21 protein-coding genes and 1 pseudogene are annotated in these 19,424 nt (G+C 33.3%); 13 read left to right on the forward strand and 9 right to left on the reverse strand.

All coding sequences use genetic code 11. The features are described from left to right. Positions 1-69 precede the first annotated feature (69 nt). Positions 70-339, reverse strand: a complete 270-nt coding sequence (locus tag OOK82_RS06280) for a hypothetical protein (RefSeq protein WP_010402566.1) — start codon at positions 337-339, stop codon at positions 70-72. Positions 340-555: 216 nt separating this feature from the next. On the opposite strand from OOK82_RS06280, the gene OOK82_RS06285 reads away from it, so the two are divergent. Genes OOK82_RS06285 through OOK82_RS06310 form a run of 6 tightly spaced genes read left to right on the forward strand, consistent with a single transcriptional unit; the run spans position 556 to position 5,107 of the window. Then, positions 556-1,281, forward strand: a complete 726-nt coding sequence (locus OOK82_RS06285; protein WP_007302047.1) for a F0F1 ATP synthase subunit A — start codon at positions 556-558, stop codon at positions 1,279-1,281. Positions 1,282-1,340: 59 nt separating this feature from the next. After that, positions 1,341-1,568 (forward strand): F0F1 ATP synthase subunit C, encoded by a 228-nt coding sequence (locus OOK82_RS06290; protein ID WP_006014985.1) that lies wholly within the window; start codon positions 1,341-1,343, stop codon positions 1,566-1,568. 3 nt (positions 1,569-1,571) lie between these two features. After that, positions 1,572-2,051 carry a F0F1 ATP synthase subunit B family protein gene (locus tag OOK82_RS06295; protein WP_007302046.1) on the forward strand — a complete coding sequence of 160 codons (480 nt, stop codon included), beginning with the start codon at positions 1,572-1,574 and terminating at the stop codon, positions 2,049-2,051. 7 nt (positions 2,052-2,058) lie between these two features. Next, complete coding sequence (locus OOK82_RS06300; protein WP_052264897.1) at positions 2,059-2,535, forward strand: F0F1 ATP synthase subunit B family protein; 477 nt, start codon at positions 2,059-2,061, stop codon at positions 2,533-2,535. A gap of 5 nt (positions 2,536-2,540) precedes the next feature. Continuing rightward, positions 2,541-4,130 carry a glycosyltransferase family 2 protein gene (locus tag OOK82_RS06305; protein ID WP_052264898.1) on the forward strand — a complete coding sequence of 530 codons (1,590 nt, stop codon included), beginning with the start codon at positions 2,541-2,543 and terminating at the stop codon, positions 4,128-4,130. After that, the gene (locus tag OOK82_RS06310; RefSeq protein WP_264375028.1) at positions 4,112-5,107 is read left to right on the forward strand and encodes a COX15/CtaA family protein; all 996 of its coding nucleotides are present in this window, start codon (positions 4,112-4,114) and stop codon (positions 5,105-5,107) included. The genes OOK82_RS06305 and OOK82_RS06310 overlap by 19 nt, the downstream gene beginning before the upstream one ends. On the opposite strand, the gene OOK82_RS06315 is transcribed toward OOK82_RS06310, so the two are convergent. Together OOK82_RS06315 and OOK82_RS06320 are read right to left on the reverse strand one after the other, a co-directional pair. Beyond that, the gene (locus OOK82_RS06315) at positions 5,090-7,069 is read right to left on the reverse strand and encodes an acetyl-CoA carboxylase biotin carboxylase subunit (protein WP_264704586.1); all 1,980 of its coding nucleotides are present in this window, start codon (positions 7,067-7,069) and stop codon (positions 5,090-5,092) included. The genes OOK82_RS06310 and OOK82_RS06315 overlap by 18 nt on opposite strands. 61 nt (positions 7,070-7,130) lie before the next feature. Continuing rightward, a complete protein-coding gene (locus tag OOK82_RS06320; RefSeq protein ID WP_264686711.1) occupies positions 7,131-7,808 on the reverse strand; it encodes an ankyrin repeat domain-containing protein in 678 nt (225 codons plus the stop codon). 151 nt (positions 7,809-7,959) lie between these two features. Here OOK82_RS06320 and gltX point away from each other — a divergent pair, with 151 nt between their 5' ends. Beyond that, positions 7,960-9,312: a glutamate--tRNA ligase gene (gene gltX, locus OOK82_RS06325; RefSeq protein ID WP_264686710.1), complete on the forward strand. Its 1,353-nt coding sequence runs from the start codon at positions 7,960-7,962 to the stop codon at positions 9,310-9,312. Positions 9,313-10,052: 740 nt separating this feature from the next. On the opposite strand, the gene OOK82_RS06330 is transcribed toward gltX, so the two are convergent. Continuing rightward, positions 10,053-10,508 (reverse strand): Hsp20/alpha crystallin family protein, encoded by a 456-nt coding sequence (locus OOK82_RS06330; protein ID WP_017532141.1) that lies wholly within the window; start codon positions 10,506-10,508, stop codon positions 10,053-10,055. Positions 10,509-10,880: 372 nt separating this feature from the next. On the opposite strand from OOK82_RS06330, the gene OOK82_RS06335 reads away from it, so the two are divergent. After that, positions 10,881-11,588 (forward strand): pyridoxine 5'-phosphate synthase, encoded by a 708-nt coding sequence (locus OOK82_RS06335; RefSeq protein WP_010402508.1) that lies wholly within the window; start codon positions 10,881-10,883, stop codon positions 11,586-11,588. A 1-nt stretch (position 11,589) separates the two neighbouring features. Here OOK82_RS06335 and OOK82_RS06340 read toward each other — a convergent pair whose 3' ends face one another. The 3 genes from OOK82_RS06340 to rplM all read right to left on the reverse strand — a co-directional run bounded on the left by OOK82_RS06340 (position 11,590) and on the right by rplM (position 12,945). Next, positions 11,590-11,892, reverse strand: coding sequence for an HU family DNA-binding protein (locus OOK82_RS06340; RefSeq protein WP_019236673.1), 303 nt, complete (start codon positions 11,890-11,892; stop codon positions 11,590-11,592). 145 nt (positions 11,893-12,037) lie between these two features. Continuing rightward, complete coding sequence (gene rpsI, locus OOK82_RS06345; protein WP_010402504.1) at positions 12,038-12,487, reverse strand: 30S ribosomal protein S9; 450 nt, start codon at positions 12,485-12,487, stop codon at positions 12,038-12,040. Further along, a complete protein-coding gene (rplM, locus tag OOK82_RS06350) occupies positions 12,487-12,945 on the reverse strand; it encodes a 50S ribosomal protein L13 (protein WP_006014941.1) in 459 nt (152 codons plus the stop codon). The genes rpsI and rplM overlap by 1 nt, the downstream gene beginning before the upstream one ends. A gap of 104 nt (positions 12,946-13,049) precedes the next feature. On the opposite strand from rplM, the gene OOK82_RS06355 reads away from it, so the two are divergent. From OOK82_RS06355 to OOK82_RS06365, 3 genes are all read left to right on the forward strand, one after another. Continuing rightward, positions 13,050-14,288, forward strand: a complete 1,239-nt coding sequence (locus OOK82_RS06355) for a TolC family protein (protein WP_264704587.1) — start codon at positions 13,050-13,052, stop codon at positions 14,286-14,288. Between the two features lie 10 nt (positions 14,289-14,298). Continuing rightward, positions 14,299-14,814 (forward strand): PopZ family protein, encoded by a 516-nt coding sequence (locus OOK82_RS06360; RefSeq protein ID WP_010402496.1) that lies wholly within the window; start codon positions 14,299-14,301, stop codon positions 14,812-14,814. Between the two features lie 75 nt (positions 14,815-14,889). Continuing rightward, complete coding sequence (locus OOK82_RS06365) at positions 14,890-15,468, forward strand: RlmE family RNA methyltransferase (RefSeq protein WP_007302033.1); 579 nt, start codon at positions 14,890-14,892, stop codon at positions 15,466-15,468. Positions 15,469-15,494: 26 nt separating this feature from the next. Here OOK82_RS06365 and OOK82_RS06370 read toward each other — a convergent pair. Beyond that, positions 15,495-16,366 (reverse strand): annotated as a pseudogene (locus tag OOK82_RS06370) (IS982 family transposase). A gap of 127 nt (positions 16,367-16,493) precedes the next feature. On the opposite strand from OOK82_RS06370, the gene OOK82_RS06375 reads away from it, so the two are divergent. After that, the gene (locus OOK82_RS06375; protein ID WP_406721576.1) at positions 16,494-16,970 is read left to right on the forward strand and encodes a hypothetical protein; all 477 of its coding nucleotides are present in this window, start codon (positions 16,494-16,496) and stop codon (positions 16,968-16,970) included. A gap of 507 nt (positions 16,971-17,477) precedes the next feature. Here the strand turns inward: OOK82_RS06375 and OOK82_RS06380 are convergent. Beyond that, positions 17,478-19,055, reverse strand: a complete 1,578-nt coding sequence (locus OOK82_RS06380) for a lysine--tRNA ligase (protein ID WP_264686705.1) — start codon at positions 19,053-19,055, stop codon at positions 17,478-17,480. Between the two features lie 64 nt (positions 19,056-19,119). On the opposite strand from OOK82_RS06380, the gene OOK82_RS06385 reads away from it, so the two are divergent. Beyond that, on the forward strand, positions 19,120-19,416 hold the full coding sequence (locus tag OOK82_RS06385; RefSeq protein WP_214241449.1) for a type IV secretion system protein VirB3: 297 nt from the start codon (positions 19,120-19,122) through the stop codon (positions 19,414-19,416). The last annotated feature ends 8 nt before the right edge of the window (positions 19,417-19,424 follow it).

The raw sequence follows: 19,424 nt of genomic DNA on the forward strand, positions 1-19,424 counted from the left end.
GATGTTTTTAAAGTTTGTTGTAATAAGTGGCTTCTATATTGCAAGAAACAACAGAGAAGCCTACTCTTTCTACAAAGAAAGAATTTTCTTTATATCACCTTTGCAGTCCATTTCCATGCAGAGTTGAATGTTCATATTGTGATCATCTATATGGAAATTATAAATGTAAGCATCACCAGTGAAATTTCCTATAACATCATGGCTTTCATTTAGCATTTCACCTGCCATGTGGAAAAGACCAGTGTCTGAGTTAGAAGAATAATCTGTAAACTTGATGTACCCGTTACCACATTCCTGTTCTAAATTTAAAGGTGGATTAGTAAAATCTATTTCGTTCATAATTGCCTCATATTAAAACTAAATTATAGTTAAAATAAGATGTTAAGTCAAGAATTTAGAATAAGATTGGTAGCTGACTATAATTTGCATTTTAATTGTATATTTTGTTAATATGTTAATGCTATAATAATACAGAGCTCCTTATATTAATTCTTGACTTTATTCTATAAAATTTATACTTTATTTACTGCTGCAGTTTAAGTATACAGGGTCAAAATGGCGTTAAATCCGCTAGAACAATTTAAAGTATATACAATAATAGAACTACCAAAATTATTTGGGTATGACATAAACTTTACCAACTCATCTCTTTTTATGATGATCTCGGTGATATTAATGGTACTGTTTTTGCTCCTTGGAATAAGAAAAGGTGCAGTAATACCAGGATATTTGCAAGCTGCAGTTGAATATGTATATGATTTTGTTGTTTCAATAATAGAAAGTAACACTGGAAGCAAAGGTTTGGAGCACATTCCTTTGATATTTACAGTATTTATTTTCATTTTATCGTGTAATTTAGTTGGTGTTCTTCCTTATAGTTTCACAGTTACAAGTCATGTGATAGTTACCTTCGCTTTATCAATGGTGGTTTTTACTTATATAACGATTGTTGGGTTTAAAGAAAGAGGAGTAGAATTTTTACGCATATTGCTACCAAAAGGAACTCCTTCGTGGCTTGCACCTATAATCATCATTATTAAATTATTTGCTTATTTAGTAAGACCGATTAGTTTATCAATAAGGCTTGCAGCAAATATGATTGCGGGTCATACAATCATCAAAGTGATAGCAGGATTCGTCATAAATATGAACATATTTTTTACACCTGCACCTTTTTTGTTTATAATTGCACTAATAGGATTTGAAGTATTTGTTGCAGTTTTGCAAGCTTATATATTTACTATATTAACATGTGTATATTTGTCAGATGCAGTAAAGTAATTGACTTCCTTGCAGAATATTTTACAATTATATTATAAAGAAATAGTTAAAGGTAATATATGGATTTAGTGGCTTTAAAATTTATAGCAATTGGTTTGGCTGTATTTGGAATGCTCGGTGCTGGTTTAGGTATAGCTAATATCTTCTCTGCTATGTTAAATGGGATTGCGAGAAATCCTGAGTCAGAAGGTAAAATGAAAAGTTACGTTTATATTGGTGCTGCCATGGTTGAAATCATGGGGTTGCTTGCGTTTGTACTTGCAATGTTATTAATATTTGCTGCTTAACAGATGCCACAGCTTGATGTTTCAACTTTCTCTTCTCAAATTTTTTGGTTTTTAATTTTTTTCTCTTCACTTTTTTTTGTAGTGAGTTGTTTGTTTTTACCGAAGTTAGATGAAATAATAAGCACTAGAAGTAAAGAAGTGTTAGATTCATTTAATAGTTCTATTCACCTTTTAAGACTTACAGAAGAGCAAATTGCCAAGTATAATGCAGCTTTAAATCAAGCTAGAGTACGGGCAAAAAAAATCATAGATGATGCATTTGCTCAAGTAGAAGAAATGAGAGCGAATGTTAAGGATATATTGGAAGAGGAAGACAAGAAGATGATTAAACTTGTTGAAGAAAAGGTAGTACAATTTAAATCTAAGTATATTAGTGAATTAAAACAAATGGCTACTAGTATTGCTTTGATTTACTATACTAAGTTAACTAATTCTGAGATTGAAGAGGAATTTGTTGCTGACTTGGTGTCAAAAGAATTTTAGGGTTTTTATGTCTACATTACTAGTTATAAGCCTTGCTTTTTTAGTAGGTTTTATCCTCTCATATAAATTGCTAAGGAAGGTAATAAAAAACGCGCTTAACAATAAACGTAACAAAAGCAAGTTTTCAAGTGAAGAAACTGAAAAATTCAGAAAAGATATGTTGGAGTATTACAAAAAATCTTCTGAAAAATACAAAAAATTAGATGCAGAAGTTAACAAAATGATGAATGAAGCACTTGATAAGGCTAATAGTATTATTAAGCATAATAGACAGCAACTCGATCAAACGTTAGATGAAAATGCCCATTCTAATTTGAAGAAAGTTACTGACCAAGTTGAAAAAGCTCTTGGGGATTTACAAGCTAACACAGCGAGTATAGCTGCTGATGCTGTAAAAAAAATAATGCATGAACGTAAAGATGATAAGCGTAGTAGTGAGGTTATATCTTCGTTTTCACGTGACTTGAGCAAAAAGTTGCATTAAGTTTAATGCCTGTACTTCAAACTGATAATGTAGAAAAAATTAAATTTGATTCTAGTTTATGCAAAGAACAAGAGAAACTTTTCTACTATAGGTTTAATATAATTCCTTGGCAAAAATTAAATGATACTACTTTTTTTATGGTTGAAGACATAAGCCAAGATATCAACCTTTGGGTCGAATCTCATTACGGTATTGAATATGTATTGATAAAAGTAGATAGCAAACAGATTTTAAATCTTCTTAACTCACACTTTGGTATTTCAGAATTCGCAAGTAACTACTTATATTATAAGAATCCTAATTTTTCAGCTAAAAGCATTAGGCTCAGTTCAATCTTTTTTTCCTCTTTCTTTGTTATGATTTCGACTTTAACACTGACAAAAAAATATGCATATTTTGCTTTGGTGTTGATATTTATAATCGGATGTTCTAGTTCTTTATTCAAATTTGTAACTAAAATTTTTGGCTTGCGTAAAATTTCTAACCAAAAAGCAGATTATGATAAGATGAATGAACCTATATATACTATTTTATTGCCTGCTTTTAAAGAGAATGCGGTTATAAAGCAATTGATTAAGAGCATTGAAAGTTTGGATTATCCAAAATCAAAATTAGATGTAAAGCTTGTGATAGAGAGCGATGATCAAGAAATGTTGGCAGCTATAGAAAAATGCACTTTACCACAGTATTTTGAAGTAATAAAAGTGCCTCATTCTCTGCCTAGAACAAAAGCTAAGTCATGCAATTATGCTATGAGCTTTGCTAGAGGAAAGTATGTGGTAATATATGATGCAGATGACAAGCCAGATCCGTTGCAGTTAAAAAAAGCACTAATTGAATTTAATAAGGGCGACGAAAAGTTGGCTTGTGTACAGGCGAAATTAAATTACTATAACTTTGGTTGCAATTTTCTTACAAAATTCTTTTCTCTCGAGTATATGAACTGGTTTCAATATTTTTTGCCTGGATTTCAAAAAATGAACATGCCAATACCTTTGGGTGGTAGCAGTAACCATTTTTCAGTGGAAATTTTAAAGAAAGTGCTTTTTTGGGATGCTTACAATGTCACTGAAGACGCTGACCTTGGTTTGAGACTTGCGCAAATGGGATATAAAACCAGGATTATTGATTCAGAAACATTGGAAGAATCACCAACTACTGTGTTTGCTTGGATCAAACAAAGAGCACGCTGGATTAAAGGTTATATGCAAACTTATATCGTTCATTTAAAAAATATAAAATTACTTTTTAAGCACACTGGGCTTAAGGGAGTTTTGCTATTAAACCTTTTTGTTGGTTCCTCAGCTTTTATATTTTTCACGACTCCTTTTTTGTTACTTTCATTGGTGCTGACTCAAATTTTGAATGAATTATTCTTATATTATTTTATAATAGTATACGGTATTAACTTGATTTTTTTGATAATAGCTATCAGACAACAAAAAATGCCTTTTTATTTTTATATAGTATCAATATTTTTTCCCGTCTATAGTCTACTACATAGCGTTGCAGCTTTTCTCGCTTTGTGGGAATTTGTTATTCACCCTCAGCAATGGAATAAAACTCAGCATGGATTATGGAAGCAAAACCTGTAGCTATTTGGCTTTTTCTCTGCTCTCTCATGGTGATTTGCATGGTGGGAATTGGTGGATTTACCAGACTTTCAAAAGCAGGATTGTCAATCACGGAATGGAAACCAATTACCGGAACATTGCCACCGCTGAGTGAACAAGACTGGCTAAAAGAAAAATCAAAATATGAAGCTACACCTGAATATAAAGCATTTAATTATGGTATGAGTATGGAAGAGTTTCGCACCATATACTTAATAGAATATGTGCACAGGTTAATTGCAAGGCTGACAGGTTTAGTTTTTATCTTACCATTTATATACTTTACACTAAAAAAAAGAATACCTAAAAATGCAGTAATAAGGTTATCTACAGCACTATTATTTGGAATTTTACAAGCTTTTGCTGGTTGGTATATGGTAAAAAGCGGTTTGGTATCTAATCCTCATGTTAGTCACTATAAGCTTGCACTTCACTTACTGCTTGCATTGGTTATTTTTGCATTATTGTCGTATCAATTTTTTGATTACCAAATCAAACCAAAACAGATAATTAAAATTAATAGCAACATTACATGTTACATATGGATAATTTTAATCCTAGTTACAATACAAATAATCTTCGGTGCATTTGTTGCGGGATTAAATGCTGGCTTAATTTACAATACCTTTCCACTAATGGATGGACAAATTGTTCCGGAAGATTTATTTTACTTACAGCCTACATGGCTCAATATCTTTGAAAATAGAGTAACAGTGCAATTCATACACCGGGCATTGGCATTGCTGATATTAGTTCTGACAGCAATACTCACAATAAAAAATGCCAGTGTAAAACCAGTATATATTATGCTACTCTCCGTCATTATTCAGGTAATTTTAGGAGTAGTCACTTTGTTGCTGCATATACCAATGGCCATTGCCATAGCCCATCAAATGTTTTCATTTATCTTATTTGGGTCAGGTTTATATTTCTTGTGTTATTTAAGAAAGCAGATCTAATACCAAATCACCAGCCTGTACATTTTTCCCCTCTGTAACAGGGATATTTTTTATCACCATTTCTGATTCAGCACATATGATATTTTCCATTTTCATTGCTTCCACAACAAAGAGAGGTTGTCCTATTTCTACCTGATCTCCAGCATTTACGTGTAATTTAACTAATAAACCAGATATTGGAGATTTCACAGTGTCTACTGAAATCCCTTCTGTTTTGTTGTTTAGCATTAATTTGCTTAGTTTAGCTACATGAGGTTTCAATACACAACATTTAGCTTTCATACCTGCGTGTCTTATAAAGTATTTGCTGCCTTGCCTTTCTATTTTAAGTGCTATGTTGGTATCGCCATTAATTATGATATGTAGCAATCTATAACTTGATTTCCACCTACCTACCACGGAGTATTTATTGTGGTTATATACTGTTGTTAATATATTATCTTGGTATTTTGCATTTACGGAGTACTCATTATCGTCTATTTTCACTATGAATGCTTCATCTATTGACTTACTGTAATACTTTCCCTCATTTTCTAAGTGAACATACAGTGCAGCAAAAATAAATATTTTAATATATTCCTCTGTGATAAAATCGCCTTGAAACCCACTGGGATAATGGTCTGGAATGAATCTTGTGTGGAGTTTTGCTGCAATAAAATTTGGATTATGGAAGATGGATTCTAGAAATTCTATGTTGTTTATTACTTCCCCTATATAGCACTCAGACAAAGCTTTTTGCATTCTGCTGATCGCCTCTATTCTATCTTTTCCATAGGTTATAATTTTTGCAATCATTGAATCGTAGAACATGCTGATTTCTGAACCGCTAGCTACTCCATCATCTATTCTTACATGACCATTTTCATCTGGTTTGTCGTAATATTTGATTCTTCCGCTGGAAGGAAAAAATTTCTTTGATGGGTCTTCAGCACAAATTCTACTTTCTATTGCAGAACCAGTAAGTTTAATATCATCCTGATTGAATCTCAATTTTTCTCCACAGGAAGTTCTAATCATTTCTTCTACTATGTCTATTCCAGTTATAAATTCTGTTACTGGATGCTCAACTTGTAATCTCGTATTTACCTCAAGAAAATAGAAGTTTTGGTCTTTATCTACAACAAACTCGACAGTACCTGCTGAAAAATAACCAACTTGCTTTGCCAAAGAAACACATTGGGCATACATTTTTTGTCTTACTTCTTCACTAATAAATGGACTTGGAGTTTCTTCCATTATTTTCTGGTTATTCCTTTGTATCGAGCATTCCCTCTCTCCAAGACACACTATATTGCCATATTTATCTGCTATGATTTGTATTTCAATGTGTCTTGGCAGCTCTATATATTTCTCTATAAAAATACTGCCATCTTTAAAACTTTTCTCTGCTTCATTTGTTGCTGATGTAAATGCTAGTTCAATTTCTTTTTTGGAATATACAATTCGCATTCCTTTGCCACCACCACCTGATGCAGCTTTGAGCATAACGGGAAAACCAATTTCTTCAGCAACCATGGATGCGTGGTCAGCATCTTCGATCTTACCCATATATCCTGGCACTACATTTACTCCAGCCTTTCTTGCCTCTTCTTTTGCCGTTATTTTGTTGGCTGTAACTTCTATTGTCTTTGCACTTGGACCAATGAAATCTATGTTATGTTTTTCCAGAGCACGGGGAAAATCTGGATTTTCCGCTAAAAACCCATAGCCAGGATGAACCGCTTCAGCACCTGTTTCAACTGCCACCTCGCATATTTTTTCAATATTTAAATAACTCAGGCAAGAAGGTGAAGGACCAATGTACTTCGACTCATCTGCTTGCCTTACATGCACAGAATTTACATCTGCATCTGAATATACGCATACACAAGATATACCCATCTTGCGCGCAGTTTTGATTATCCTGCAAGCAATCTCTCCTCTATTTGCTATTAAAATTTTACTATACTTCTTTCTTATCATCTTATCAGTATACTTTCTTAAGTTAAGAAAGTAAATTTCTATATTATTCCTTGCAAGTACTTCATGTTGGGGCTAAACCACCCTCTAAAAGTTGCATAACATTAGGATCTGTCACTATAGTACTTTCGTTATAGAGGCCATATACCTCGTTACATGCCTTAAATAACAGATATGAAGACCCTCCAGAAGCTATTGTCGCTATTGAAGCCAACGCAAGAGACTGAGAAACCGAAAATAGAAGATACAAAGATACACACATAGCGATAGCACACACTATAGCCCCTGCTATATATAAGCATAGATGAAATTTCTTATTACATATAAAGCCACATTTTATATCTGCAATTTGCTTAACTTCTTTCCGCTCTGCAGGGTCCAAGAAATAAAGGGGTGATACTGCCTTCTTCCCGTCATCCTTAATATAGCTTTTATCGAGGAGTGCTTCCTTAATATATTTCTTGTTATTCTTAAATTCCTTTTCTAATCTTTTTACTTTTTCCCAATCTTTAGCTTCTTTTGCTTTCTTGACTTTGCTCTCAGTATCTTTTTCTAAATACTTTATGATCTCCTGTAACGCAGATAATAGAAACCCTTTACTTGCTGCTATATGAAATGGGTTTCCATTTTCATCAATTCTATGCTTAGCTACACAAGCAACTCTTTTCTTGCAAGCTTCAATAAATTTATTTTCATCCTCTTCTGTTACAACTCCTCTTGCAATTTCAAATAAATTATCCATATATACACCTCACTGCATTCACTAATATTAAATTATACAATGCAGTTTGTTAAAAATAAATGTAAATTGATCTTTCAAATTTACTATAGTTCCACGTTGTTGCAAGTACAAATTTTAGTTATCATCGGTTACGTTATCACAATAGACAAATATGCCAGGTATAGTCACTAGATTCGCTCCATCACCAACAGGATTTTTACATATTGGAGGAGCTCGCACAGCTTTGTTTAATTGGCTCTATGCGCAGCGTCATGGTGGCCAGTTTTTACTAAGGATTGAGGATACCGACAGAAAACGTTCAACACAGGAAGCAATTGATGCAATAATAGATGGGTTAAAATGGCTTGGAATAAACTATGATGGAGAAATAATATACCAATCGAGAAGAATAGCTAGACATATTGAAGTTGCAAATCTTTTAGTTGAAAAGGGTAGGGCGTATCACTGTTACTGCCCTGAAGATGAAGTTGCAGAAAAGAAGGCAAGAGCAAGAGAAGAAGGAAAAATATATAAGCATAAGTGTACTCATTCGACATCAAGCGCAAACCCTGTTGTCCGTTTCAAAGTGCCAGACTCAGAAGATATTGTTGTTGACGATAAAATATACGGCCAAGTTACAATAAGTAGCGATCAGCTTGATGACATAGTAATCTTGCGCTCTGACAATACTCCAACATACATTTTTGCTGTGGTAATTGATGATCATGATGCCGGAATAACTGATATTATACGTGGCTCTGATCATCTCACTAATACCTTCAAGCAATTACTAATATACCAAGCTCTTGATTTTGATGTCCCACGCTTTGCACACGTACCGCTTATTCATGGAGAAGACGGGAATAAGCTATCTAAAAGGCATGGGGCTACAAGTGTTTGCGATTATGAAAAGATGGGAATATTGCCACAGGCAATGCGTAATTACTTGCTAAGACTTGGCTGGAGTCATGGCAACGATGAGATTATTAGCGATGAGCAAGCAATAGAGTGGTTTAATTTAGAAAGCATCGGTCGTTCACCTGCACGGCTCGATTTCAAAAAACTGGAGCATTTGAATAACCACTATATTAGTAATATGAGCAATGAAGATATTCTGACTCTAATGCTTAGAGAAAATACTCTAACTGACAAAAAAAAGGGCTATTTACTGCAGGGACTGACAGAGCTGAAAAAAAGAGCAAACTATCTGACCGAATTATTGGACTTAGCAAAATTTTATATTCAAGTTGATTTAAGTGAAGAAGCTCAGCAAATTGTCAAATCTAACCTCAATGTAATTAAGTTACTTGCATCATTTCTTTCGAGTGTAGGTAGTGAAGATTGGAATAAGAATTTTTTATCTTCTCAGATTAAGGAATTTTCAAAATTACATAATATAAAAATGAGCGATATATACCACTCATTACGCGCTCCAATAACTGGAATAATGGATGCGCCTGGAATCATCGATATCATGGTAATTCTTGGTAAAGATGAGTGTATAAAAAGATTGCAAGCAATTTAAATAAAAAATTGCTTGACAGACTCTAGTAGCTTCATTATAGTGGAGAATGAAGATTTTTTAGGATCCAAAATCTATCTTCACCTGCAGGTTTTTTCACCAAATAATCAAATTTCAGCAAAAAATATATAAGTTTATTTTTGCTAGCTCTTTATTCATATAGGAGGGTTTATGTCTAGAATTCCTGATACTTGACTTTTATTTTTAAGTTAAAAAAACAATTGGCGCCTATGGTTTTCACATTAAATCATTTTAAATTGTTAAAGTTAATACGGGCTTTTTTTGCCTTTTTTTATTGGTATTTTTTTCATATTTTATTATATCATTATACTGTGGTACCATATAGACTTCAGTTTCATGATAAGGGGAGCAGGCTCCGTCTCAGCTATGGAATTAAAAAATGACTATGCATAAGATCTAATGGTGTGTCTAATCTATAGATAATTTTTTGTATTGCTAAGTTAATATTTTACATATCTGTTCAGCAAAGTGGTAAAATAAGGTAGACGAGAAAAGACAACTAAATGAGTGTCATCCCAGTGCCCAGACACTGGGATCCAGTTTTTTGATTGAAAATGTTGTCTTGTTTTCGATAAATTTTGCTGGATGCCAGTGTCAAGCGCTGGCATGACACCATTTGCTGTCTTCAAAAATGAATATTCGTACAGCTATGTGTCAGCTACTCGGATGACATCGTCATAAAGAAGCCAACGTCAGCTATTTTCATAACACCTACTTACTGGTTACTTTACATCAATTTTCTTGATGTGTTTCTCTGATTTAGGTATGGTTACATGCAATACTCCATCTAAAAAGTTGGCAGATACCTTATCTTGCTCTACATTTGTTGGAAGTTGAATAGATCTATAGAAAGAACCATAGTACCTTTCTTTATGGTAAAACTGCTTATCTTTTGATTCATTATTACATGTTTTTTCACCCTTCACTATTAAGTTATCGCCAGATATACTAATGTCTATGCTTTCTTTAGGAATACCTGGTAACTCTAATGATAGGCAATAGCTTTCCTTTGTTTCATAAAAATCACAAACTGGTAGTAGACTACTGCCTCTTTTGGAAAGCTCTGGGTTCCATCCTGTAAAAAAGCTATCAAATATGTCATCAACGGCTCTTTGTAACCCTCTTACACTAAAATTATCACGATTATTGTTTTTATTTAAATGAACTATATTACTCATGTTGTACCTCCTTTTACTAATACATGCATTACATAATCACTCCACTTATTAATTTCAATCCTAAATCTAAAATTTTTTAGATGCGAAAAATTTTCCCCGTTTACTATAACTTGATTATGAGAAAAAATCTTGTTTGGATTACCACGAGTAGTTCTATAAACTAGATTAACTGTAAAAAAGGGCAAGTGTATGCAAATTTATTACTTCTCTTTCCACTTCCACAATCAAACAATTTTGAATGTTTCTTATTTGACTTGCCAACAATGAGAATTGGTATAACTGCTAGCTCCGTCTTTCAGCTATGGCATTAAACAATGACATGCATAAGATCTAATAATATGTATAATTTATAAATAATTTTTGAGGTAAATTGTGAAATTGGGCGTTAATATTGATCACGTTGCAACCCTTCGCAACGCACGTGGAGCTTCTTATCCAGATCCATTAAAAGCAGCAAAAATAGCTATTGATGCTGGAGCAGATTTTATCACCGTACACTTACGAGAAGACAGAAGGCATATCAGAGATGAGGATGTATTCAATCTAAAACAAAACATTAGCACTGAGTTAAATCTTGAAATCGCAGCTACGGAAGAAATGCTCAAAATAGCAAAAGAAGTAAAACCCTATTCGATTTGTATAGTACCAGAAAAAAGAGAAGAATTAACAACCGAAGGTGGCCTGAATATCGTGAATATGCACAGTAAACTTTCTGGTATAATAGAGGAAATGCATAGCTTTGACATAAAAGTCTCACTGTTTATCGATCCAAATATTAATCAACTAAAATATCTTGAGAAGCTAGAAAGAAAGCCTGACATAATAGAAATTCACACAGGGGATTACTGTGATAATCCATCAGAAGAAAAATTAAAACTTATTACTAACTCTGCAGAATACATTAATAAGCTAGGAATAGAATGCCACGCAGGGCATGGCATAAACTATAAACATGCTAAAAGAATAAAAGAGATACCTCACATCTCAGCTCTTAATATAGGCCATTCTTTAATCAGCGAGGCTATATTTCATGGCTTACATAGTGTAACTAAAAAGATGAAAATGACAATATCTAAGTAGCTTATACTTTCTCTTTGGTATTTAAAGTACTTGAAAGAGCTTGACTTGCTTTAAACCTTACTCTTTTCTTTTCAGGAACGGTCATAATCTCACCATTTTGAGGATTACGGCATTGTCTTTCCTTACTTATAGCAGTAGAGAATGTCCCTATTCCATGCAAACGTATTTCACCTTTACGATTTAGATCGTTCTTGATTGTTTCCATAAAAATATCATGAAGCTTACCCAAACTAGCTTTTGTTATATCTATACCTTGACTAGAGCACTCTTGACTCAGTTGGTTTACTATATCTTCTTTACTCATAAATTACCTTAATATTGAAAAATTACATAAACAGCATATTATGCTAATGCCAATAGTCAACTAAATTCGTCATAAAAAGAGAAAATGTCATAAACCCTTGTAAGAACTTGTATAATATTTACAAAAAAATACCATTATGAAACAATTATCTCTTAGAAAACTGACATTTTTTCCGAGCTTTATGTTGACCATATTTCTTACGCTCAACAACACGTGAATCTCTAGTTAGGAATCCACCCTTACGTAATATAGAGTGTAGATCTTGACTTATACTACTTAAAGCTCTGCTTATTCCATGAGCTAAGGCACCTGCTTGGCCAGATAGTCCTCCACCTTTTACAGTTGCAAACACATCATACCTATCTAACATAGAAGTTACTATGAATGGCGCTTTAATCATTTGACACACTGATTCTCTTTTAAAATAAGAAATTAAATCATCTTTTTTATTAACACTAAATTTTCCACTTCCTGGCTTTATCCATACTCTTGCTACAGATTCTTTCCTTCGACCTGTGGCATATGAACGACCAAGTGAGTCAATCATTGCCTTTTTTGGCTGATCATTATTATTTATTTTCACTTTTTGCTCCATTATTTCTTATTTTTACGATTTAAAGAGGCAAAATCTATTTTTTCAGGTTGCTGTCCTTGATGCTTATGTTCTGAACCAGAATAAACATACAAATTTTCAAACCGTCTACGTGCCATAGGACCATCATCAAGCATTCTTTTTACTGCCATTTTTATCACACGCTCAGGGAATTTGCCATTTAAAATATTATCTGGAGTAGTTTTCTTTAAACCACCAGAATAACCTGTATGCCTATAGTAGATTTTATCTTTAAGTTTCTTTCCGGTAAAATGTACCTTTTCTGCATTAACAATAATTACATTATCTCCACAATCCATATGAGGTGTGTATTCAGGCTTATGCTTTCCACGCAATAGCGCTGCTACAAACGCTGCAAGCCTTCCTACTACTAATCCTTCTGCATCTATAACAAGCCATTTTTTATCGACTTGTTTCTCTTTTAAGAAAAAAGTTTTCATATATCAATACATAACAGTAGATTATGATATACTAAGTTGCTTGATAGTGTCAACAACATTAGTTATTGATTATTAAAGTAATTTATGCTAATAACTTTAATAATATGCTAGAAAGCAAAATGTTTCGATTGATTATTATATTTGTAATCGCTTTTAGTGCTATAGATTGCTATGCAATCGATTTGGAAGAGGCTATAAGCAAAGCTATCAAAAATAGCTCAAAAATAAAGTCTCAATTTTACCAATATAAAAGCGCAGAAAAATATTATAAATCTTCTGGGTTAGCTGGATTTTTACCTGACATTAATTTACAATATAATTTCGATAGTAGTTTTAGCCTGGAAGACTCTGGAAAGGATCTAATATTAAGTCAAAGAATAATAGATGGTGGTGGCACCTTTGCTACATTCAGTCGATCAAGTAATCTTCTCAAAGCAGCAAAAATGCAATTTCAGCAGTCAAAACAAGAGCTTGCACTTAATGCTGTGAAAGCATATGTTAGTGTTTTACAAAAGACAGAAATATTAAAGCTCAGAGAACATAGAGAACGCGTTTCTTTGGAACATTTGTCAGCTATGAAAAAACGCTTTTCCCTTGGAGAAGTTACTAATGCTGAAGTTTTGCTAGCAAAAGCAAAATTTTCGTCTTCTATATCCGAAAGAGTTGATGCTGAAGGTAAATTAAAATTGGCAAATATTGCTTATTATCATTTGATTGGCGAAGATGCTGATGAACTTTCTGAAGCTAATGATAAATTACCTTCTGTTCCAGAGCTAAATGAATGTTTACAATTAGCAAAAACCAATAATTTATCTCTAAAAGCAGCAGTTTATCAAAAAAGAGCTGCTGGAATGGAAGTGATCGCTGAAAGCTCCAAGTGGCTTCCTTCTTTAAATCTAAGAGCAAACAAAAATTTTGGGAAAGATGGTGTAAAATTAGACAAGCTATTAGAAAATGTTCATATAGTTTTTACTCTTGATGTTCCAATCTTTAAAAAAGGAGCGAATGCTTTTGGTGTCAGTAAAGCTAAAATGGATGCAAAAAAATCTACCTACGATTATTATGAAACGGTAAAAAATATAGAAGAAGCAGTTGTAAATGCTTGGAATAACGTGCTGACAGCAAAAGCTATTATTAAAGCAAGTCAAGAAGCGGAAAAAGCAGCAGCTTTAGCATTGGAAGGAGTTAAGCAAGAGGTAAACTTAAGTTTAAAGAGTACATCTGACCTTTTGGACACTGAAGATGCATTATTTAAAGCACGCTCCGATCTGGTTGGAGCAAAAAGCAATTATGTAATTAGTGTTTACAACTTGCTTTTTATGATAAATAGTATAAACCTTTAAATTTAATGGTATGAGCGATAATCAATCTGTAAAAGATATCCTAGAAGATATAAAAAAAGCTATATCGGGTAAAAATGCAAGTGTTGATAAAGCAGAAGTAATCGATGAAGATGATGATGTACTATGCCTTGAAGAGGAGTACCCAGAAGACATCGAAGAAAAAGAAAATAGTGAAGAAGAGAATGATTGTCAAAGTGAGAAAATGAATAACCAATTTAATAGTTACAACTCAGAAGAGAAAAATTTGTATGATAATATCCAAATGAGTAATAACAAAGTGAGCTATCAAGAACAAAGTAACGAGCATTTAGTTTTAAAAGAAAATATGGAGGAAATTAAAACATTGCTTGAAAAGATGCAAAGCGAACTACGGCATAAACAACAAAAAAGAGCGGATCTTACTGTTGAAGAATTAGTTGTATCTCTTTTAAAACCTCAGCTTTCAGAGTGGCTGAATAAGTATCTACATGCATTGGTAAAAGAAGTAGTTGAAAAAGAGCTCAAAGATATAATCAATAATAAGTAGGTTATTAGTATAAAGACCAGAGTAAAAACAGCTAGAGGTAGAAAGTTATCTTCAACAAGATGGCTACATCGCCATTTGAATGATCAGTATGTGCAAAAAACCAATAAGGACGGTTATAGATCGCGCTCGGCATATAAGTTAATAGAAATAGACGATAAATTTAAACTACTCCAACAAGGGCAAAAAATTATTGATCTTGGCGCTTTTCCTGGTGGATGGTCACAAGTTGCATCTAAGAAAGGAGCGAGTGTGATTGCTGTTGACATAAAACCAATAAACGCAATTAGTGGAGTAGAGTGTATACAGTGTGATATTATCAGCGAACTTGAAATTTTAAGAGAAAAATTCAAGGATCACAAATTTGATGTAATTTTATCTGATATGGCACCAGAATCTTGCGGTTTAAAATCGTTAGATCATATCAGAATTATGCTTTTATGCGAAGCAGCGCTCAATTTTGCAAAGCATTTTTTGAATCATGATGGCAAATTTGTAGTAAAAATTTTTCAAGGAGAGTCTGATAAAGATTTCTGCAATGAGCTAAAAAAAATGTTTAAAACAGTAAGATACTTCAAACCAAAGTCAAGTAGATCTGAATCTACAGAAATGTATTTAGTAAGTTTAGGCTTTATTGGTGGCAACTATTCTGTATAGCAGGTACTTACAACGCTAATTCTGGATTAAGGGAGGAAGAAAGTATAGGAAATAGAAGGCTTTTTGGGTTTCATGGAATAGGAAATAAGAGTAGAGAAGATATGAACCAAAAAATTAGTAAGAGATCTATGGCGAGTATGCTCAATTTCTAATCTGTTTTTCAAATAACCAAAAACCGTTTCAATAATAGACCTTTTTCTCAGCAAAATCTTTTCATTTAGAGAGATTAAAGCATTTTTCATGTTTTTTTCACTTTGGTAATAAGCTTTAATCCGCGGTCAAACAACTCTTGAAAAAGCTCCTTTTTTATGTAACCCTTATCACCAAACAAGAGACCTGTTAATTTTTTTGTCAGATGGGATACAGTTTTTTTGTCATCAACATTGCCTTTTGTTAGCGTAAGTGCCTGAATTTCTCCTTTATCATTAATAACTAGATGTAATTTAAAACCAAAAAACCAGCCGTAAGAGCTCTTGCTTAATTTTGCAATACCAGCAAAAACCTTATTTTTAGATATTCTTTTTGCATGGCAAATTGCAATAGGAGTTGAATCAATATATGAGATACCAGTATTTTTAGACTTTTCACAAAGCCACTTTAATAACATTGCTAAATGCCACAGAACCCTAGGTTTTAGTGCAACAAACCTAGTATATGAAGGCAACTTTGAAAAATCTGATTTGTAGAAAAATGTTAAGTGATGCAGGTAGAAAGCTTTGAAATTTTCACATGGAGATTGTTGATAGATAAGAATTATTGTAATGATTTCAGAAAGTGTAATTTTCGGTATTCTTGTAGGCTTTTTGTTGCTTGAAAGTAGTTTGTCTGCAAAATTTTCTTCTATAGCTTTACAAAAATCGTCGACCAAGCAAAATAGTTCCGTTATATCTTTATTCATGGGTATCCTCACTTTAATTTCTTAATATTAGCTGAGTTTACCCTATTTCCACTTCTTTTCTATTCTCTTCTAATCCAGAATTAGCGTTAGTAGTATTAATCTTCCAAATAAATATGGAGACACTCCTTTGTGCGTTGCTGCTCGGGGACATCATAAAAAGATAGTAAGAGCTCTATTAAAAGCAGGTGCTGATCCTTTATTAGGTAATCGTGATAACAAAACTCTAGATAAAGAACTTACTAAAGAAGCAATTATGCTAGCAATAATCTCGGGTGTTGGTATATTTGTTATTGCATCTGTTGTAGCTGCGATAATAGTTACTTCTGCATATTTTATTGGTGTATCATTATCAGTAGGTGCTATGGCTGGGATAGCTGTGGCTGCTGCTGTACTCACAGGACTTGTTGCTGGTGGCATTATATATGAAGTGTTGAAGCCTTGTGATGAGTTAAAGGAGGCTATTGCAAAAAAAATATCAAAGCTTAGTCAGAATAGTGCAGTGGACGATAGTAAGCCTGATTGTAGTCTAGAAAATCCTGGAACACACTTACTGGCAACATTAAAAGGTTTTATAAATAATGTAAAAAGTTTTTGCACTATTTAAGGAAGAAGTCTCTTCTTCCTTTTTTTCCAATTTTTTATTTAGCAAGGTATCTAGATACCTTGCTTAACACCAAAACAGAATTAAGGTTTAAACATCCTAGGTGTATTAACATTCATTTTGAAGACAGCAAATGGTGTCATCCCAGCGCCCTCTTTCTTGTTATTCCAATACTGGGATTCAGAAAACTGACCAGGTTGGTCACGCGCTGGCTCTCTAAAATTACTTTAGCTACAAATATTAAGAAATTTACTAAATAAAAAAAGACAAAAGAATCCCCGTATAGCGAGTTTTAATAATGTAAATTGATAATGTGCTAACAAGCGCGATTTGGCTGAATGTAGAAAAAATAAAAAAAGCTGCTATAATTTTATGTAATTTGCCAATAAACACCTGAATTTTGTCGTTGAGCCCAAAAACAAGGATAAATACCTTTATTAGTATAATAAGGAAAGTGGGAAGGTTTGTCAAGTAATAAAACTAGAGGGCTCAAATGAAAGAAGGTAAACTCTAAAGTGTACGTTCAGTAGCACTTTCTATAAGAGAGATTGTATTATCTATCCCATAAAGCTTTATAAAAGATCCCATTCTAGGACCGGTTTTTTGGCCAAGCAGCGTTTCATATAGCAACTGAAACCAATCGCGTAAGTTATTGTAATTATGTTTTTTTCCGATGGAGAAAACCTGAGATTGAATCTCTTCAGCAGTGGCTGTAATAGGCAGGGAATGTAGGTTGTTCTTTAAATCTAGCAACGCTTCTTTCTCTTTTTCGTTTGAAGCTTTATACGCTTTTGTTGGCTTGATAAAGTCGTGATAATACCTAACTGCAAAATCCGAAAGCCTATCTAGCATTTTGTTGCTTTCTGGTGTAACGTTTGGTGCATAAGTTGATATAAAACCCCAAAGAATCTCTTTATTTTCAGCATTACAAGCTGCTGCCAGGTTTAAAAGTAACGAAAAATTTATGCCTGAAGTTTCTACGTTTGGAACTTTACCCTGGTGGATGTGCCATACAGGGTTATTTACATCCTTTTCTTTACTTTCATTATAACGCTTAACAAATTCCAAATATTCATCAGTTGATTTTGGTATCACATCAAAATATAAACGTTTAGCTTTTTTAGGACTCTGAAAGATGTATAACGCTAAACTCTCTGTGGGTGCATAAGTTAGCCACTCCTCAATTGAAATACCATTTCCTTTTGATTTTGATATCTTCTTTCCTTCTTTATCAAGAAATAACTCATAGCAAAACAAAAGCGGTGGCTTTTCTCCAAGTATTTTACATATTTGACTTGAAAGCACAGCAGATGGAGTCAAATCCTTTCCATGAGCTTCGTAATTAACTCCGAATGCAGCCCACCTCATCCCCCAATCAGGTTTCCATTGCAGTTTACATTTTCCTTTTGTCACTGGAACTTCTATTTTTTCCCCGTTTGGGTCTTCATACGTGATTGTTCCTTTATCTGTATTTGTTTCAATTACTGGAACTTGTAAAACTTGGGAAGTTTTTGGGCATATCGGCAAGAATGGACTGTAAGTCTGCTGCCTTTCTTCCCGAAATGATGGAAGCATTACTTCCATCACTTTATCATAATTTTTCAGCAGGAGTAAAAGTTTTTCATCGTAAACGCCAGATTTATAACACTCTGTTGCACTCCTAAATTCGTATTCAAATCCAAACAAATCAAGAAATTTACACAACAACGAATTCATGTGATGACCATAACTCTCATGAGTGCCAAATGGGTCAGGTATCATGGTTAATGGCTTGTTCAGATTCTCTCTTAGCATTTCCTGATTTGGTACATTATCTGGTATTTTTCGCAAACCATCCATATCGTCGGAAACTGCAATGATTTTGGTTTTTATACTAGGAGCTATTTTTTTTAGAGCGTTTGCAATAACTGTGGTACGAAAAACTTCCCCAAAAGTACCAATATGTGGTAAACCCGAGGGACCATAACCAGTCTCAAATATTATCTCTTTTTTATTAGGGAATTCTTGTAGTATTTTTTCTGCTTCTTGAAATGGCCAGCTTATAATCATTGAATTTAAATTAATTATCTTACCTAAAGTGCTATTCATTTCAATAGATTTTTAATTAATGATGTAGTATTAGTGTTAGAGCTCTTATTAGAAGGTTAAAGATATGTCTACTAGCAGCATACAAACGAATCAATTATTTAAAGGTCTTACAAGACCTGCAATGCTCTTTGGTGTGAGTTATATGTTTGCAATATTAAACGTTCTAATTTGCATGCTAATTTTCATTAATACAAATGATCTTAGAGTAATTCTCCTGATGTTACCAGGTATACATGGACTTGGCTATATAGCTTCTGCAAAGGAACCGTTGTTTATTGAGTTATTTATGGTAAAGTTGGGAAAATGTTCCAAATGTTTAAATCGGTTTTATCATGGAGCCAATTCTTATGACATTACTTGATGTTATGC

The organism is Wolbachia endosymbiont (group B) of Apotomis betuletana (genome assembly GCF_947250475.1).
In the GTDB taxonomy this organism is placed as follows: domain Bacteria; phylum Pseudomonadota; class Alphaproteobacteria; order Rickettsiales; family Anaplasmataceae; genus Wolbachia.

Bases quoted from the DNA above. Each gene is read 5' to 3' on its own strand.
- OOK82_RS06280 (WP_010402566.1), bottom strand. From the start codon at position 339: ATGAACGAAATAGATTTTACTAATCCACCTTTAAATTTAGAACAGGAA.
- OOK82_RS06285 (WP_007302047.1), top strand. From the start codon at position 556: ATGGCGTTAAATCCGCTAGAACAATTTAAAGTATATACAATAATAGAA.
- OOK82_RS06290 (WP_006014985.1), top strand. From the start codon at position 1,341: ATGGATTTAGTGGCTTTAAAATTTATAGCAATTGGTTTGGCTGTATTT.
- OOK82_RS06295 (WP_007302046.1), top strand. From the start codon at position 1,572: ATGCCACAGCTTGATGTTTCAACTTTCTCTTCTCAAATTTTTTGGTTT.
- OOK82_RS06300 (WP_052264897.1), top strand. From the start codon at position 2,059: ATGTCTACATTACTAGTTATAAGCCTTGCTTTTTTAGTAGGTTTTATC.
- OOK82_RS06305 (WP_052264898.1), top strand. From the start codon at position 2,541: ATGCCTGTACTTCAAACTGATAATGTAGAAAAAATTAAATTTGATTCT.
- OOK82_RS06310 (WP_264375028.1), top strand. From the start codon at position 4,112: ATGGAAGCAAAACCTGTAGCTATTTGGCTTTTTCTCTGCTCTCTCATG.
- OOK82_RS06315 (WP_264704586.1), bottom strand. From the start codon at position 7,069: ATGATAAGAAAGAAGTATAGTAAAATTTTAATAGCAAATAGAGGAGAG.
- OOK82_RS06320 (WP_264686711.1), bottom strand. From the start codon at position 7,808: ATGGATAATTTATTTGAAATTGCAAGAGGAGTTGTAACAGAAGAGGAT.
- gltX (WP_264686710.1), top strand. From the start codon at position 7,960: ATGCCAGGTATAGTCACTAGATTCGCTCCATCACCAACAGGATTTTTA.
- OOK82_RS06330 (WP_017532141.1), bottom strand. From the start codon at position 10,508: ATGAGTAATATAGTTCATTTAAATAAAAACAATAATCGTGATAATTTT.
- OOK82_RS06340 (WP_019236673.1), bottom strand. From the start codon at position 11,892: ATGAGTAAAGAAGATATAGTAAACCAACTGAGTCAAGAGTGCTCTAGT.
- rpsI (WP_010402504.1), bottom strand. From the start codon at position 12,487: ATGGAGCAAAAAGTGAAAATAAATAATAATGATCAGCCAAAAAAGGCA.
- rplM (WP_006014941.1), bottom strand. From the start codon at position 12,945: ATGAAAACTTTTTTCTTAAAAGAGAAACAAGTCGATAAAAAATGGCTT.
- OOK82_RS06355 (WP_264704587.1), top strand. From the start codon at position 13,050: ATGCTAGAAAGCAAAATGTTTCGATTGATTATTATATTTGTAATCGCT.
- OOK82_RS06360 (WP_010402496.1), top strand. From the start codon at position 14,299: ATGAGCGATAATCAATCTGTAAAAGATATCCTAGAAGATATAAAAAAA.
- OOK82_RS06380 (WP_264686705.1), bottom strand. From the start codon at position 19,055: ATGAATAGCACTTTAGGTAAGATAATTAATTTAAATTCAATGATTATA.
- OOK82_RS06385 (WP_214241449.1), top strand. From the start codon at position 19,120: ATGTCTACTAGCAGCATACAAACGAATCAATTATTTAAAGGTCTTACA.